Source organism: Mediterraneibacter sp. 210702-DFI.3.120 (genome assembly GCF_020561005.1).
Lineage (GTDB): Bacteria > Bacillota > Clostridia > Lachnospirales > Lachnospiraceae > Mediterraneibacter > Mediterraneibacter faecis.
The window spans coordinates 1-17896 of record NZ_JAJCNG010000027.1 but is presented as its reverse complement, the minus strand read 5'-3'; the positions used below and the strand labels follow the sequence as shown (position 1 = coordinate 17896).

Here is a 17896-nt window from a genome sequence, read left to right as displayed (position 1 = left end):
TTCTCCTGATTCTTTTAATTAACACATACTATAACAGATATGGAAGGAAATTGAAACAAGTATTTTCTTTTTCCACTGTTTTTTTATTCATGTCGCAGTGCCTCGATTGGATTCATGTTCGCCGCTTTCACGGACGGGATCAGTCCGAAGATAATACCGATCAGTGTGGAGAACAGCACTGCTATCACAATCGAAACTCCGCTGATTGCTACCGGAACCGCTGAGACTTTGGATATAATGTACGCAAGTGCGATTCCTCCAAGAACACCTATAATTCCTCCAAGCAGTGTCAGCACCGCCGCCTCTGTCAGGAACTGTGTCAGAATTCTGCGTTTTCTCGCTCCGAGTGCCTTCTTTAATCCAATCTCGCCGGTACGTTCTGTAACCGACACGAGCATGATATTCATAACTCCGATTCCACCAACTAACAGAGAAATGCTGGCGATCCAGATCAGCTGCTGATTTGTCGAGTTACTGATCTCCTGGATCTGTGTTGCCTGTTCTAACAGATCTTCTCCTTTGTATTTCACGGTATCATCTGAAACTGTCAGCATAGCATTTAAAATATCTGCGGCTTTCTCTCCTGCCGCTGTCATATCATCTGTACTTTTTGCACGCACGACAAGGTTCTGTGGTTCGTCATACTGGTAGATGACCGGCCATACTTGATCCGGAATAATAATCTTTCCGCTCTGGTCATCTGACATGTAGCGGTAGTAATCTTCCATTGAGTTGATCACCGGCTGGGACTCTGCTTTCTTTGCAACCATTCCAACGACAACAAAAGGCTCGCCCTTGATCTCAATCGTTCTTCCGATCACATCTGCATTGTCGAATAAACTTGCCGCTGTTGTTTTGTCTATCAAGGCTACTTTTCGTCCTTCGGAATAATCTTTGTCTGTTAATCCTCTTCCTTTGGTTACCTGATATCCGTAAACATCCAGATAATTTCTGTCAATTCCAAGAATCACGCTGTTACTTAATGACTTTGCGCCGCGGTAAACTGCGTCGTATTCATTTCTTGTATGATATAAAGACGCTGTCTCCACTTCCGGGAGTTCAACGACCTCCTGCAGTGTCTCGTCTGAGATCTCCGGCACTCCGTCCGGGAGTGACTGATACTGCAGATCGATCGGCCAGTCACCCTGATAGAGCTGTACATTTACCGCGTCATTTCCTGCACCGACCAGATTCTTCTTAATCTGTTCATTCGTTCCTTTGATCGTAGACACAATTGCTATAATGGAACCGATTCCTATGATGATTCCGAGCATTGTGAGCGCAGATCTTAATTTATGATTCCAGATTCCCTGAAACGCCAGTCTGATGTCTTCTAACATAATGGCACCTCACTCTCTTTCATTTTGATACTGTTCAGTCTTCTTAATAATAGTCGTACAGGGTATCTGCTTCCTGTGTCTTTGCGCCTTCTTTGACATCTCTGCCGTAAGGGAACGCGATCAGGTCGTCCATTGTGAGGCCGGAGGTGATCTCCAGTGAATTGTACATATTTTTGCCAACCTCTACATACTGTTTTGTTAATCTGCCGTTATCGCCCCGCTTGTAGACATAATAGCGGTTTCCTTCCTCGCGGACAAACATTTTTTCAAGATAGATCGATCCATCACTACCTGCTGCAATTCCATCCATCGACAGATTCACAGACTCACCATTCGAGAGATTTGCGTCTCCGTGGATCACGAGCGTGAACGGATAGAAGGACTGATTCTGGTTCTCTCCTGTGGAATAATCGCTTACCGGTGAGTTGCCAACACCTGTAACTGTCGCTTCGTAGGATTCTCCCGACTGCCAGGACATTACAGTCGCAGTCATTCCTTCTTTGATCTGATCAAGCATTGTCTCTCCGACTCTTCCGGTCACATAGAAACCTTCTTCTCCGACAACGCTGACAACCGGTTTGTTCTCATTCTTTGCAGACGCTTCGTCAGTCGCTTCTTTGACTACACCTTCTACCGTACTTTTAATCACGCCGTCCCCGACCTTTTTCTTCAGCTTTTTCAGTTCCAGTTCAGCGGATCTCTTGGAAAGATCCAGATCTTTGATCTTCTGCTCTTTCTCCTTGATTTGCTTCGCCACTTCTTCCTTTGACGGGAGGTCCGGGGTGTCTGGGATAACCGGATCTTCTGAAATATCCGGTTCCGGAGTTGGCTCTGGTTCCGGAGTTGGCTCTGGTTCCGGAGTTGGTTCTGGTTCCGGAGTTGGCTCTGGATTTGGAGTCGGCTCCGGGTCTGGAGTTGGTTGTGAATCCGGTATGACTACCTGTCCTGTTTTTCCATCGAGGATCCAACAGGATAAGAATTTTGTCGGCGCTTCTGCGTTATCTACTACATCAAAGGCACACACTTGACCCTCTTTTAATACTTTAAGCATAAACGGTGCATTTACGGCTGCCCCCGGTGCACAAAGATAACGATACGGTTTTTCCATTGTTCCGTCTGCGTCTTCTTTATTATAAGGAACAGAATCTAATGTAATCTCACTGTAAACCTCTTTTCCCTTTAATGCTTCAGGGAATGGACGCTCAATTGCGGAAGACGGTACATCGTCTTTTTTATTATCATCTTTGGATGTATCGTCTTTTGTATTATCATCTTTCGAAGCATCGTCTTTTGAAGTATCATCCTTCGAGGTATCACCATCCGGTTTTTTATTCTCATCCTCTTTTGATGTATTAAGAATGGTTGTCTTTACAGCACTCATCTTCTGTACAGTTGGCTGCTGTTCTCCAGCTGTGCTTGTCTGCACGACGGATACCCCTGTATCTGCCTTCGCGGTCTTTGTCCCCTTGAGCTGGGTGATCTCTTTCTGCAGGTTCTGAATATTCAGGTCAATCCCCTGAATCTGCATTTCTTTCATCTCAAGCTCCAGGGAAGAAAGTGTCGTGTCATATGCCACAAGACGGTCTCCAACTTTCACCGTATCCCCGGCTTTCACGTAAACCTGTGTGATCGGCATAGTATCATCCACGTAAATGTCCTGCTTCTGGTTCGTTGTGACGGTTCCGTAACTTGCAATCCCACTATCATCGTACCAGCCGCCGGAATTCAAACTGCTGACAGGAGCTACTTTAACAGCCTTTCCGCTGTTCTTCACTGCGAAACCGATTCCAAGTGCAAGAACGATACAGCCTGCTGCCACAGGAATGCCGATCTTTATTATTTTCTTTTTATTCATCCACACTCTCCTCCGTTCCCGGAACTCCTTCCTGCATTGCATTTTCTTCTACAGGTTCTTCGTAACCGCCCTCGGCTCCTGACATATCTGAAGTACTGCCTGATGTACCTGAATCGTTCTTCACAACAGCTGCACCTTTTTTGCACTCCTCGCTTGGCCATACAATGTAATCAGAAGCTTTCAGTCCGTCTACGATCTCACAGGTTCCCATATCTTCGTTCGTCTCTCCGAGTGTAACAGAACGCTTCTCCAGCTTGTCATTATCTCCTGCTACCCATACATATGGATGATCTGAATCTGCGTCTACAATGTAGTCACGCATCAGCCACATCTTGTCTGCTTCCAGTGAAGTACTTGTCTCGATATAGACATGCTGTCCAAGCATCAATCCATCCATTGTATCCAATGTGACATAGAATGGATACTTTGTTGCCTGATTATCGCTGTTCTCAGAACCATAACTCATAGAATCCTGGGAACTGTTCTCCGGCTTCTCTGTGTCTACGTTATCTACTGTACCTGTCCAGATCTCATCTTCATTCACTCTGGAGCGGATCGTCACCTGTGTGCCCGGTGTCAGATCTCCGATGTTCTGCTCGCTGATCTTTCCTTTGATTCTGTATTTTCCTGTAGAAAGGATACTCATAAACGGTTGGGACTCTCCTGTAGAAGGGTCTGTTCCCTGCTGTTCGTTGATCTCCTGTACAATTCCGGCAACTGTAGAAGTTACTGTAGACTGTTCCAGGCTCTTCTGTGTACGGTTTACTTCCAGCTCTTTTACTTTATAATTGTACTCTTCCTGCTTGATCTCCATCTGAAGTTCCTGGATCTGTGTCGTATAGGACAGCTGTTCGCTGGCCGGCGCACTCTTCTTCTCCGTTGTAAGTGTCGCGATCTGTGAATTCAGGCTGCTGATGTTGTTCGTGATCTTCTCAAGCTCCAGTTTTCCCTGATCTAATGTCATAGCAAGCTCTTCTGTATCGTATTCAAACAACTTTGTTCCAGGCTCTACTTCCTGCCCTTTTTCAACAAAGATCTGTTTTACCTTCTGGTTGTCTGCCAGTGTCAGTTTCAACGTATCCTGTGCTTCAACCACTCCTGTAAAACGGTTCTGTGTCCCAAGTCCTGTCCCTGTGATCATTCCGACGGAATCCGCATAGAGAACATTCTCTCCATCTGCTCCACTTCCACCTGTCAGATTCTTCACAAAGATCAGGGCGATCACTGCCACAAGGAAGATACCTCCGCCGATCAACATTCCTTTTTTCTGTTTTGTATCCAATCTTCTTTTTTCTTTCGGCTGACTGGAGCTCTGTGTGTCGGATGACTGCTTTCTGATTCCCCGCATCGTTTGCCCTCCTGCTTTATTTTATTTTTACTTCTTTTTGTGCAAAAAGTTCAAGTCGAACGTCCGTGAGACTTGGCGCGTGATTCTGGTCAGCGAAGCTGACATATTCCTATCAGAATCACTGCGCATCCTCGCGGAGCGTTTATCTCAGTCGGAGATTGGACTCCCACTGAGATAAATTTGCTATTACTCACCACCTGAAGAAGTGGGAGTCTTCTCGACTGAGATAAAATCTCCGGGACATCCGGTACAATCTGCACAAAATATTCTCTCATACCATCAGTATACAGGAAATGTGCCTAAAAAGACATTGATATTTTCTTAAGATTTTTTATCTTTTTTCTATAGCCGGCTCACAGACTCCTTCTGCCCCGGCAAGCAGAATCATCAGAAGCAAATCTCTCTGTGGTCCAAGCCATGCTTCTTTTGGCTCGTACCATTCCTGAAGGGTATGGATTCCGTCTTCTTCTCCACCTCTTCCAACAGTGATTGCCGGGATTCCCATACTGATCGGGATATTCGCATCTGTACTGCTCTCATACCGATACTCCGGTTCAATTCCCAGCAGTTCTGCCGCCCAGAATGCTGCTTTCACGATTGCACAGTCCTTTGGCTGTGCCCCCGCCGGTCTCACACCGCGTCCTTCGATCTGCACTTTGATCTGCGGCTTTGAAGCATCCCATCTTGCATTTTCTTCTTCCACTGCCTGTTTGATCACTTTATGAAGTTCTTTGTCCAATCGGTTCAGCTCTTCTTCGCTGTCCGAACGAAGGTCTACCAGCATGGATGCAGAACCTGAAATTGTATTTACAGAAGTTCCTCCCTGGATCACGCCTACGTTAAATGTCGTCTTCGGCTCATCCGGAACCTGGAATTCTGCGATCTGTGCGATGGCTCGTCCCATTGCATGGATTGGATTAGGAATGCCAAAGTTCTGGAAACTGTGACCACCTCTTCCGGTAAATGTCACCTCATAACGGTGACTTCCTGTTGCCGTATAGATCACCCCGCCCGTATACTGGTTATCAATCGAGACAAATGCATCTACCTCTGGACATTCTTCTGAAGCTTTGTTGTCGTATCCGAACAGATACTTCACGCCCCTTAGATCTCCAAGTCCTTCTTCACACACATTTGCACAGAAGATCAAGTCTCCTTTTGTGTGAAGATCTGCATGGATCATTGCTTTCGCTACTGCGATCATCTCCGCCACTGCATGTGTGTCATCGTTAATGCCGGGGCAATAATAACGATTCCCTTCTTTTCTTATCGTCAGATCTGTCCCTTCCGGGAATACTGTGTCTGTGTGTGCTGCAAGCATTACACTTGGTCCTTCACCGGTTCCCGGCCAGATCCCAAGCACATTTCCAACAGCGTCAATCCTGACATCCCTAAGCCCGATCTCCCGGAACCGCTCCCGGATATACTCCGCTTTTTTCTCTTCCTTATAAGAAGGTGCCGGAATCTGACACATATTGAGCGTGTCCTGAGTCGTTGCCGGATCTTCTTCCTTTATATATTCCAATGCCTGTTTTATTTTTTCATTTTCAAGAATCATTTCCCTGTTTCCCTTCGTTCTGTGTACTTTGTATTTTGCTGTAATAAACACTTTTAGTATATCATATTTTCTTAATGATACCGTGATTTTGCGAATTTTCTATAACAGTAATTTTTTTATTGAACTTTTTCATTTATCGTGGTATACTCTGACTAAAGTTTTGAACTTTTAAATTGAACTTTTTAGAGATTTTCGTATTGAAGCAGATTCTAAATTGAACTTTGTGTTTTGTTAATACTTTATTGATGGGGTCTGACCTCTGGAAAGATGACCCCAGAAAGGAGCTTTATGGAAACCTTTGCAGACAGATTAAAAGCCGCTATGAACGAGCAAGGCCTGAAGCAGGTTGATCTTGTTCGTCTTGCCCAGCAGAAAGGGATCAAGCTTGGGAAAAGTCATGTCAGCCAGTATGTCAGTGGGAAGACAATCCCGCGTACCGACATCTTACATTTTCTGGCAGATGCCCTGCAGGTTGACCCTGACTGGTTAAACAATAATAATGATAATGATTCCACACTGTCAGATGTTGATAAGATACAGACATCCGCAGATAATTCAGGAGGTATGAAAGTGAGAGAATTCAAGAAATCATCCAAGTTAAATAATGTATTATATGATGTGAGAGGTCCGGTTGTTGATGAGGCTGCCAAAATGGAAGAGATGGGAACTCATGTACTGAAGCTTAATATCGGAAATCCGGCTCCGTTTGGCTTCCGTACACCGGATGAGGTGATCTATGACATGAGCCGTCAGCTTTCTGACTGCGAAGGCTACTCTGCTTCTGCCGGTCTGTTCTCTGCGCGAAAAGCGATCATGCAGTATGCCCAGTTAAAGCACCTGCCAAATGTAACGATGAGCGATATTTACACAGGAAATGGTGTCAGTGAACTGATCAATCTTACGATGTCTGCTCTTTTGGATACAGGCGATGAGATTCTTATCCCGTCTCCGGATTATCCGCTCTGGACAGCTTGTGCTACACTTGCCGGTGGAAAGCCTGTGCACTATATCTGTGATGAGCAGTCTGACTGGTATCCGGATATCGAAGATATGCGTAAGAAGATCAATGACCGTACAAAAGCGATCGTTATCATCAACCCAAACAATCCGACCGGTGCTCTTTATCCGAAGGAAGTACTGCAGCAGATTGTAGACCTCGCAAGAGAACACCAACTGATCATTTTCTCTGATGAGATTTATGACCGTCTTGTTATGGATGGAAAAGAGCATGTTTCTATCGCTTCTCTTGCACCGGATCTGTTCTGCGTGACATTCAGCGGACTGTCCAAGTCCCATATGATCGCCGGATTCCGTATCGGATGGATGATCTTAAGTGGAAATAAAAATATTGCAAGAGACTATATCGAAGGAATCAAGATGCTTTCCAACATGCGTCTTTGCTCTAACGTTCCGGCGCAGTCCATTGTGCAGACAGCTCTCGGCGGACACCAGAGTGTAAATGATTATATTGTTCCGGGTGGACGTATTTACGAGCAGCGTGAATATGTTTACAAGGCTCTGACGGATATTCCGGGAATCAGCGCAGTAAAACCGCAGGCTGCATTTTATATGTTCCCGAAGATTGATACGAAGAAGTTCAATATTGTGAATGATGAGAAATTTGCTCTTGATCTGCTTCGTGACAAGAAGATCCTGATTGTTCAGGGAAGTGGATTCAACTGGCATCAGCCGGATCATTTCCGCGTGGTTTATCTGCCGCGTATTGAAGTACTGAAAGAGGCGGTTGGTAAAATCGGGGAGTTCCTGCAGTATTATAGACAATAAGAATTAAACTTTATTTATATAAAAACCGGGTCACCACAATCAAGAATTTGTGTTAACCCGGTTTTTATTATTATAATACGATTAATAACGCAGCAATTAATAGAAGCATTAATACTATATAAATCGCAACTATCTTCTTATTGCATGTCTTATGATTAATAAACATCATTATCAATCCTAAAAATAAACATATCACTATTCCTAATGATAAATTCATTACTATCACATATTTTGTATTCGCAAATTGTTTTCCCAAATTACTAAAATTAACTGTAATTAACGAAAACACTGAAACAAAAATTCCCATGAGTGTTAGTATATTAGCATATATATGATTTATTTTCTCATCCAAATCATTATTGGCATTATTTATTCTACCAATTCTCTCTTCATACTCATCCTTATAATTAGCCATTCCTCTATACTGATCTTCATCATTAAAAGAGGCATTCTGCTGTTCATTATAAGTATGCTCTGGTTCTTCGCTTAATTGTTCAAAAAATATCTGAGCAATTTTATCACCCTTTTTTATCTTAATTGTACTAGCAGTAATATTCTGAACTCGCAAATAAATATATGTTTCATGTCCCGGAAAATAATGTGGTCCTGACACAATTAACCCCTGTCGCATTCTAGAATTCTTTTCACCAATACGTCCCATCAAATCATTCGGCATATGGATTTTTTCTGACATCTTAACGAAAATCATTTCATTAGAACGTAGTATATAGGAATCTACTAAAGCATCTTGCTCTACAATACCTTCAATGTGTAGGTCATATGATACTGCATTAACACTAGACTCATCATAACATCCATCACAGAATATCTCCGAATGGCGATTTTTTATATTTTTATCAACTAAAATCATATTTTTGCCTCCCTTGATGGATATTATTATAACACAGAATATATGAATTTCAACATCTATACATTCTTAACAGAAGCCTTCTACAAAGATACCAGTTACTGTTCACACAATGTGCGACCAGCAACGCATCCTCCGTGTCAATCAGCGGAGTGATTGACACGGGAGTGAACAGTAACAGATACCACACTTAATACTATCATTTATGCCCCAACTTTATCCAAGCAGTTCTCTTACCATCTCTGCATCAAATTCAACTTTCTCCACATGATTCACTTCAATCTGATACAGCGCATTCGCTGCGATGTGTTCTGCTGCCTGTTCCAGATCACGGATTCCTGATGTGTTGGAGTACAGTTCAATCACTTCATTGAGTGCCTCATCTGTCATAATGCACTCTTCTGCCTTCAGGCTCATGCGTTTCAGCACCTTCGGAAGTGCGAATTTGGAGAAGATTACTTTCTTCTCTTCCGGTGTATAATCCGGGATATCAATGACAGCGAAACGGGACATGAGCGGTGCACTGATCTGATCCTTGTCATTCGCTGTAGCGATTGGATATACACCAACGGTAGGAATCATACACTCCATGTAATTGTCTGTAAATCCAAGGTTGTCCAGTAGTGTAAGTAAAACATCTGCCGGGTTTCCGTTTCCCTTTCCGGATGCCGCCTTATCCAGCTCATTAATAATGAATACCAGATTGGATTCCCCTGCCATGGAGAATGCTTCCATGATAATACCTGGCTTTGCGTTCGAATAGATTCTTGAACTTCCTGTCAGCTGTTCCGGATCGTTAATGGAACTCATATCCAGTGTTGTCCAAGGAAGTTTAAGGATTCTTGCAACGGCATAAGCAATCTGAGATTTACCTGTTCCTGCCGGTCCGACAAGCAGAAGTCCGTACGCCGGAAGTGTGTGTGTACGGTTGATCTGAATGATCGTCTCTATGATTCTCTGCTTTACTTTCTCCATTCCATACAGCTCTTCATCCAGAATTCTTCTCGCTTCATCCGGATCGATTGCTTCAAAGTAATTGCTCTTCCACTGAATATTCATCATGATAGAAAGTGCTCTCTGTGCGTGACGGCGCTCTTCCTGAGAGACCTCGTGAGAACGTGCAACTGCAAGATTTCTTCTTGCCCACAGACGAATGTTATCCGGAAGTGTACGTCCTGCGCATGTCATAAAGTCTGTAATACTCTGAATACTTGTAAGCTTCATGTCATCTCCGGACTCTTCCTGCTCGTCATCATTGATCTCTTCTTTTGGCGCATCACTTGCAAACAGCCGCTCGATCATAAACTGAAGGAAGCCGTCCTCAGCAGATAATTTTGTTCCGCCTCCAAATGCGATCTCACGGATTCTGTAAACGGCATAACCATCCGGCTTATTTTCTCCGGAAAGACGTACATTAATGTGATTTTCTCCAAGCCATTTTAAAAGGCTGACAAAACGTGCATCCACTTTCAGGATATCTGCACTGCATGTTCCGTCCTTTTCATCAAACTCAAATGCGGTCTGCTTATTCTGATTGGTAAACACACCGCAGGAATGATGGTTCCACTTCCGGTTCTGGTTATCCAGAACAAGAATCGGACACTCCGGTGTCGCATGGTCTTCGTTGGAACAAAATGTTGTATAAGTACACTGAACTTCTTTCTTATCTTCCGGTGCACTGTTAAAGTCAAATACTGGCATACTTTCATCTCCTCATGTTTTATTTTCAGAAACATTACTATTCTACCACAAACTTTTTGAAAGAAAAAGGAAGAATATTATGCATCTTCCGGGTTTATTTCTATCGAATATCTTAAGATATCCTAAAACTTGGCTACATTTCTTGTAACTTGTATCTTTTTATGCTACGATACTTTTCAGAAGGATCTTGTCAACTTCTGACATTTTTCGAACTAATTCATGCAAAGGAGAATCTTCTATGAAAATCTGTCCAAAATGTAATTCACTCTGCGAAGACAGTGCTTCTTTCTGTCAGGAATGTGGTGCTCCGCTTCCCACTCCTAATGATAATGCTCATACACAGGAGAATCAAAAGCAGCAGGAAAGCCAGTTCCAGCAGAATGCATATTACCAGAACAACTATAATCAGAACAATTATTACCGGAACGGGACAACTGCAGGCATTATGCCACGTAATCTTGTACTTGCAATTGTTTTTTCTTTTCTCACCTGCGGCATCTACAGTATCTACTGGATGATCAAGCTGAATGATGAGGTGAATCAGCTGGCCGGAGAGCCACAGGCAACAAGCGGAGGCATGGTATTCCTATTTTCTTTGATCACCTGTGGAATCTATGGTATTTACTGGGCTTATAAGATGGGAGAACGCTGTGACCGCATCAGAGGAATACAGGGGAATTCTTCTATTCTCTACCTGGTTCTCTCGATTTTAGGATTAGATATTGTATATTTCTGCTTATTGCAGGATATGATCAACAAAGAGGTATCTTAATGCAAAGAGGATACATAGAAATTCTTGTCACATACAAGTTTTCTATGTATCCTCTTTCTTCTATCTTTCTATTGCATTAGACATGGAAACATCCACCGCCAATAAATTCTCTCAAAAGTGAATTCGTTGGCACATTGTCATTTCCGATTCCTACGAAATAATCCAGAAATTTCAACAACCGCTTTGCTTCAACATATTCCGGAGAATCTTTGCTTACGCCAAGAAGCAACGGCTCCACATACTGTTTCAACACTGCCAGTTCATAGATCAGGGAAGAGTTAAACATCACATCTGCATATTCCTGATATGGGAAAATATTCTTCTCTTCTCCTCTTCTCACTGACGGCCACATCGAGATGGTCTTCGTCGCCGATGCCCCTCTTGTTCTTGCATCCCTGACAAGTCTTCGGATCAAACGTCCGTCTGTAGACGGAATCCGGTTATGCTCATCAATATTCAGCTGTGTTAATGCACTGATATAGATCCTGAATTTCCGGTCATCACATAACTGTTCTGTCAGCTTCGGATTCAGGCAATGGATTCCTTCGATTACAAGGATATCATTTTCACCGAGTTTCTTTGGCCTTGTTTCAAAATTCCGTTTACCGGTCTTAAAGTCAAAAACCGGAAGATAGACTTCCTCGCCTGCCAGCAGATTGCTCATGTCCTCATTGAACTTTTCCACATCGATTGCTTCAATGCATTCGAAGTTATAATTTCCATCCTCGTCTTTCGGTGTTTTCTCCCGATCTACGAAATAATTATCTACAGAAATCGGATGTGGATGAAGCCCATTCACTCTGAGCTGAATGGATAAGCGGTGTGAAAATGTTGTCTTGCCGGAAGAAGAAGGTCCTGCGATCAGAACAAACTTTACCCCCGGACGATCTGCGATCTGCTTTGCGATCTCTCCGATCTTGCGCTCCTGGAATGCCTCCTGCACAAGAACAATCTCACGCATATCATCCTGCGTGATCATGTCATTGAGCGCGCCGACGGTATCAATCCCCTGCTGGTCTCCCCATCTCACAGACTCACTGAGTACACGAAACAGCTTATCCTTTGGCACAAATAAAGGGACTTTCTCCGGTTCGTCTTTCAGCGGCATTTGAAGTACGATTCCGCCCTGATACAGATACAATGCAAAATACTTCAAATCTCCTGTATCCGGCATCATATAACCATAATAATAGTCACGGAATTCATTCATGGCATACAGATTCACGTGGGAGCTTCTCCGATACCGGAACAGACGTTCTTTATCAAACATCCCATATCGATGGAATAATTCCACTGCCTCTTCTGTATGGATCAACTCTTTTGTGATTGGAAGTCTCTGCTGTACAAGTTCATACATGCGTTCTTCAACTTTCCATTGGAATTCCATTCCCACATGATCGATTCCTTCCACCGTACAGTAAAATCCTGCACCTAACGAAAAATGAATCCGTACACGCACCTGCTGCGGACGCTCATGGCCAATCACATCGTGTACTGCCTTAATAAAAAGAAAGCAGACACTTCTCCGATACGTGTCATACCCCGCCGTATCCTGTGTTGTAATAAATTGCAGCGTACAGTCTCCGGAAACCTGTTTTCTAAGTTCTTGCAGACGATGTCCATCCAGCATCACAAGTGCGATCTGATGTTTATACTCTTTCTGAAAATCCTTCGCGATCTCCTGATAAGACGTCCCCTTCTCATAAAGATACTCTTTTCCGCTTATCGTAACCTTACATTTCTGACTTTCCAACTCCTCAGCCACCTCCACTGTCTTTGTGAACTGCTTTTCGCTCACAACTGCCCTGCTGAACATTATTATGCGTTCACTTCTGATTATATGATCTGGAACGGATGCTCGATTGGATCTGTAAGTACATCAAGCACCGGAAGCTTCTTCTCAAAGAACTGCTTCATATCTTCAATGAAAATATATTCTGTGCCATAATGTCCTGCATCAATTACTGCAAGCCCCTGCTCTACTGCATCAATTCCATCATGATGACCGATATCTCCTGTTACAAGAACATCTGCCCCCTTCTCGAGAGCAACTGCAATCGAGCTCTTTCCTGATCCCGGAGAAATTGCAAGACGATGCACCTTCTTCTGCATATCTCCAAATACTTTCAGACTTCCAAGTTCAAGTCTGTGTTTCACATAGACACAGCACTCTTCCAATGTCATCTCTTTCTCCAGATTACCGATTCTTCCGATTCCTTCTGGATTCCCTTCTTCATCTGTATAGGTGACATCTAACACTTCCCCATTCTGAAGATCCATGATCTTTCCGGACAGTTCTGCCATACCAAGCACATCATAATTCGTATGCATTGCATAATAGGAAATGTCATTCTGAATCAGCTTCACTATTCTTCTTGTAATAAAATCTTCATCCGTCACTTTCTTTACTGCTGAGAATAAAAGTGGGTGATGTGTGATCAGCATGTCCGCGCCTTCCTTGATCGCACGGTCGATCACAACATCTGTTGCATCCAATGCCAGATAAATTCTGGACACCTCTTTCTCTGAACGTCCTGCAAGCAGTCCTACATTGTCAAATCCCAAAGCTGCTGTTCGCGGGAATGTTGCCTCTATTACCTGTATAATCTCTTTACACTGCATAATATTTCATCCCTTTCTCTGCTTCTACAAGTTCCTGTTCCAATTCTTCTTTTCTCTGACGAATCCGGTCAGAATCTTTCGCTTTCAATCCTTCTAAAATACTTTGATAAATGCGTATCTCTCTTTCCAGATACTCTCTGAGTACCGGATGTTGTTTCTCCAGCAAAAGCTTTCCATATTTTAACTGAACCGTATCCCAGCACTTTACTTCTGTATCTTCGCCTGCTGTATCAGCTACCGGTGGTCTTACCTTCATCATAGGATAATATTTTCCATCTTCACAGACCATATCTTCTTCCAGAAATTCATATCCCTTCTCAAGAAGAAATGCCCGCACTTTCTCAATCTCTGACTGTGGCTGAAGGATACACTCCTCAAGCTTTCGCACCACTTCCTCTCCTTCTGTCAGGATCCGGATCACAAGTCCGCCGCCCATTCCTGCGATGACCGCAGACTGGACTTCTCCCGGCTGTAATGCCTGAAATCCATTGGAAAGTCTCGTCTCTATCTCTGCTTCAAGTCCATTCTCGCGGATATGTTCCTCTGCTCGCTGCAATGGTCCTTCATTGACATCAAGTGCAACTGCTTCTGTAATCTTCTTCTGCTGTGTCAGATAAATCGGAATATATGCATGATCCGTTCCAATGTCCGCTAATTTATAATGGGCGGTCACAAGATCTGCGACCGCCTGTAATCTTTTCGATAATTCCATCATTAATCCAGATAATCCCTCAGTTTTCTGCTTCTGCTTGGGTGACGGAGCTTACGGAGTGCTTTCGCCTCGATCTGACGGATACGCTCTCTTGTTACATCAAACTCTCGTCCAACCTCTTCAAGTGTACGTGCTCTTCCGTCATTCATTCCAAAACGAAGACGGAGGACTTTCTGCTCTCTCTCTGTCAATGTATCCAGTACTTCATCCAGCTGCTCTTTCAGAAGTGTCTGTGCAGCTGCCTCTGCCGGAACCGGTACATTATCATCCTGGATAAAGTCTCCAAGGTGGCTGTCTTCCTCTTCACCGATCGGTGTCTCAAGAGAAACCGGTTCCTGTGAAATCTTCAGGATCTCACGTACACGTTCTACCGGCATATCCATCTCCTTGGCAATCTCTTCCGGAAGTGGTTCTCTTCCCAGTTCCTGAAGAAGCTGTCTGGATACACGGATCAGCTTGTTGATCGTCTCAACCATATGAACCGGGATACGAATTGTTCTTGCCTGATCCGCGATTGCTCTCGTGATTGCCTGACGGATCCACCATGTAGCATAAGTACTGAACTTATATCCCTTGTGATAATCAAACTTTTCAACTGCTTTGATCAGACCGAGGTTACCCTCCTGGATCAGATCAAGGAATAACATGCCTCTTCCAACATATCTCTTTGCGATGCTGACTACAAGTCTTAAGTTCGCTTCTGCAAGCTCTTTCTTGGCTTCCTCATCGCCTTCTTCCATTCTCTGTGCAAGCTCGATCTCACGTTCCGCACTCAGAAGAGGTACCTTACCGATCTCCTTTAAGTACATACGGACCGGATCTTCGATGCTCACACCTTCCGGAACTGACAGGTCGATATTCTCCATATCCACTTCATCTTCCTCAGATATGATAATGTCATCCAGATCTACGTCCACCTCGTCCGGTGTATCTCCGCTAATGCGCAGCACATCAATGTTATTTGCCTCAAGGTAATCAAATACTTTCTCCATCTGCTCTGTATTGAGTTCCATATCATTGAAAAAATCATTGATCTCCTGAACATCCAGTATGCTCTTTTTCTTTTTACCAAGTGCAACCAGGTCTTTCAATCTCTCAAGAAATTTCTGTGTAATATCGTCCATGTGTTCTTCCTTCCTTCGCTGCGCGCATCCGCAGCCTGTCTTGTTTTATTTTATCCTTATTGAATTGTAATATTCAAATTCTTCAGGTTCTCCAGCTTCCGTTTTTCTTCCATCAAATGCTGTAACCCCCGCATATCTGTCGGGTCGAGATTCATTGTCTGATGCTCAATGCTATAACTCTTCACCCGCAGGATTGTCTCCTGTAAAGCCTGTTCTCTCTCTTCCTTTGTCCTCAGCTCTTTGATTCTTGTGTTAAACAAAGAGGCTGCTTCTCTGTGATCTTCTTCCTCTGTGAAGTGATTCAGTATCTTCGCAGGATTCAAGGCTCCCTGCTTTCTCTGCTCATATAAAAGTTCTGCAACCGTCCGATACAGACTTTCTGTAAAATCACCCGGGCTTATGTACTGACTGATCTGATCAAAGAGCCTGTCATCATCGATCATCCAGGTCAACAATGCTTTCTGTGAAGTAAGGATTCCGTCTTCCTTTTGCTTCTTCTCAGATCCCTCTGCCCGTTTCGGTCTTGCGACCGGTCTCGCCATTCCGGCATTCACAGCCATCTTTGCGACCATCTTCTCCAGGCTTTCCCGGCTGACCCGGTATGCTGTTGCAACAGCTTCGATATAGTTGTTACGCTCCAGCTCATCTTCGAATTCAAGCAGTCTCCTCGACACTTCCCTGAAGAAATCTGTCTTGCCTTCGGGAGAATTCATATCATATTCTTTCTCCAGCATCTCCAGGCTGAACATGAATCCATTACGCGCCGCATGGATCCGCTTCTCATATTCTTCTGCTCCAAGGTTCTTAATGAATTCATCCGGATCTTTATATGGATCCATCCTTACAACTTTAGCAGAAATCCCGGCCTCCCGCAAGATCGGCACTGCGCGAAGTGCTGCTCTTGTACCGGCTTCATCACTGTCATAAGTCAGATAAACTTCCTGGACATAACGCTTGATCAGAGCTGCATGCCCTGCTGTCAATGCAGTCCCCAATGAAGCTACCGCATTCGTAAATCCGGACTGATGGAGAGAGATCACATCCATATATCCTTCGCAAAGAAGAAAGTATGGCTTTCTTGATGTTCTGGCACGGTTCAGACCATAAAGATTCCGGCTCTTATCAAAAACGACTGTCTCCGGTGAATTCAGATATTTCGGTTTCCCATCTCCCATCACACGGCCACCAAATCCGATCACACGGTTATTGACATCCATAATTGGAAACATCACACGATTCCAAAACTTGTCGTACACACCCTGACGTTCATCCGTGTTGATCAGTCCGGCCTGTCGAATCAGTTCTTCGCTGTATCCCTTCTCTCTCAGATACTTATACAGATCATCACTGTATTTGTTCGAAAATCCCAGTCCAAACGCTGTGATCGTCTCATCTGAGAGTTCACGGTTCTTAAGATAACTGTAGGCCTGACTTCCACGCTCTGATTTCAGCTGTACGTAGAAATACTTTGCAGCCAGCTTATTCATCTCAAGAATCGTAGACTTTAAATCTGCTTTTTCCTTCGCTTCTTTCGAGTATTCCATCTCCGGAAGTTCGATTCCTGCTCTGTCCGCAAGAAACTTCACTGCTTCTACAAAAGAAAAATTCTCATATTCCATAAGAAATGTAAAAACATTCCCTCCCGCCCCACATCCAAAGCAGTAATACATCTGCTTCTGTCTGCTCACAGAAAAAGACGGTGATTTCTCATTATGGAACGGACATAATCCAAAATAAGAGCTGCCTTTCTTCTGCAGCCGGACATATCCGGAAATCACATCTACAATATCATTCCTTGATCTTACTTCTTCTATCAGTTCTTCTGAGTAGTACATGAGTGCCTCCGCTTAATGTTTAAAGAATACTCTATTATATATATTCGACAAAACTCTTCTCTTTCCTTTTTATTTTTTTAATTTTCTTCTTTTTTTCTTTTCCAATATTATTTTCCAAGCAGAACGGTTTTATATATTAGGAAAGGACTTTCCTAATATATAAAAAAAAACCAAGAATACTTTGTTCTGTACTCTTGGTCTTATCTTACTGCGGAAGATGGGACTTGAACCCACACGATCGCATTGATCACAAGATCCTTAGTCTTGCTCGTCTGCCAGTTCCGACACTTCCGCATTTCTAAAATATTTTTTTGAAAATGATGCGGAAGATGGGACTTGAACCCACACGATCGCATTGATCACAAGATCCTTAGTC

Annotated in this window: 13 protein-coding genes and 1 tRNA gene; 2 read left to right on the top strand and 12 right to left on the bottom strand. The window is 43.6% G+C overall.

What is annotated here, in order from left to right:
• Positions 1–83: 83 nt before the first annotated feature.
• The 4 genes from LI162_RS12960 to LI162_RS12945 all read right to left on the bottom strand — a co-directional run bounded on the left by LI162_RS12960 (position 84) and on the right by LI162_RS12945 (position 6101).
• A complete protein-coding gene (locus LI162_RS12960) occupies positions 84–1340 on the bottom strand; it encodes an ABC transporter permease (RefSeq protein ID WP_227156786.1) in 1257 nt (418 codons plus the stop codon).
• Between the two features lie 43 nt (positions 1341–1383).
• A complete protein-coding gene (locus LI162_RS12955) occupies positions 1384–3195 on the bottom strand; it encodes an HlyD family secretion protein (RefSeq protein WP_227156785.1) in 1812 nt (603 codons plus the stop codon).
• Positions 3188–4543, bottom strand: a complete 1356-nt coding sequence (locus LI162_RS12950) for an efflux RND transporter periplasmic adaptor subunit (protein WP_055172722.1) — start codon at positions 4541–4543, stop codon at positions 3188–3190. The genes LI162_RS12955 and LI162_RS12950 overlap by 8 nt, the downstream gene beginning before the upstream one ends.
• A gap of 331 nt (positions 4544–4874) precedes the next feature.
• Complete coding sequence (locus LI162_RS12945; RefSeq protein WP_020435813.1) at positions 4875–6101, bottom strand: M20/M25/M40 family metallo-hydrolase; 1227 nt, start codon at positions 6099–6101, stop codon at positions 4875–4877.
• 288 nt (positions 6102–6389) lie between these two features.
• Here LI162_RS12945 and LI162_RS12940 point away from each other — a divergent pair, with 288 nt between their 5' ends.
• Positions 6390–7886, top strand: a complete 1497-nt coding sequence (locus tag LI162_RS12940; protein ID WP_020435812.1) for an aminotransferase class I/II-fold pyridoxal phosphate-dependent enzyme — start codon at positions 6390–6392, stop codon at positions 7884–7886.
• Positions 7887–7956: 70 nt separating this feature from the next.
• Here the strand turns inward: LI162_RS12940 and LI162_RS12935 are convergent, their stop codons facing one another.
• Complete coding sequence (locus tag LI162_RS12935; protein WP_020435811.1) at positions 7957–8757, bottom strand: dCTP deaminase; 801 nt, start codon at positions 8755–8757, stop codon at positions 7957–7959.
• 213 nt (positions 8758–8970) lie between these two features.
• Positions 8971–10455, bottom strand: coding sequence for an AAA family ATPase (locus LI162_RS12930; RefSeq protein ID WP_020435810.1), 1485 nt, complete (start codon positions 10453–10455; stop codon positions 8971–8973).
• A 238-nt stretch (positions 10456–10693) separates the two neighbouring features.
• Between LI162_RS12930 and LI162_RS12925 the strand changes: the two genes are divergently transcribed.
• On the top strand, positions 10694–11227 hold the full coding sequence (locus tag LI162_RS12925) for a DUF4234 domain-containing protein (protein ID WP_226901276.1): 534 nt from the start codon (positions 10694–10696) through the stop codon (positions 11225–11227).
• A gap of 76 nt (positions 11228–11303) precedes the next feature.
• On the opposite strand, the gene LI162_RS12920 is transcribed toward LI162_RS12925, so the two are convergent.
• From LI162_RS12920 to LI162_RS12895, 6 genes are all read right to left on the bottom strand, one after another.
• A complete protein-coding gene (locus LI162_RS12920) occupies positions 11304–13043 on the bottom strand; it encodes a nucleoside kinase (protein ID WP_226901275.1) in 1740 nt (579 codons plus the stop codon).
• A gap of 20 nt (positions 13044–13063) precedes the next feature.
• On the bottom strand, positions 13064–13849 hold the full coding sequence (locus LI162_RS12915) for a Nif3-like dinuclear metal center hexameric protein (protein ID WP_226901274.1): 786 nt from the start codon (positions 13847–13849) through the stop codon (positions 13064–13066).
• Positions 13839–14561, bottom strand: coding sequence for a tRNA (adenine(22)-N(1))-methyltransferase (locus tag LI162_RS12910; protein ID WP_054751337.1), 723 nt, complete (start codon positions 14559–14561; stop codon positions 13839–13841). Before LI162_RS12910 ends, LI162_RS12915 begins: the two co-directional genes overlap by 11 nt.
• Before the next feature lie 2 nt (positions 14562–14563).
• Positions 14564–15685 (bottom strand): RNA polymerase sigma factor RpoD, encoded by a 1122-nt coding sequence (gene rpoD / locus LI162_RS12905; RefSeq protein WP_054751114.1) that lies wholly within the window; start codon positions 15683–15685, stop codon positions 14564–14566.
• A 56-nt stretch (positions 15686–15741) separates the two neighbouring features.
• Positions 15742–17520 (bottom strand): DNA primase, encoded by a 1779-nt coding sequence (gene dnaG, locus LI162_RS12900; RefSeq protein WP_226866341.1) that lies wholly within the window; start codon positions 17518–17520, stop codon positions 15742–15744.
• Between the two features lie 209 nt (positions 17521–17729).
• Positions 17730–17814 (bottom strand) — tRNA-Leu (locus LI162_RS12895).
• Between the last annotated feature and the right edge of the window lie 82 nt (positions 17815–17896).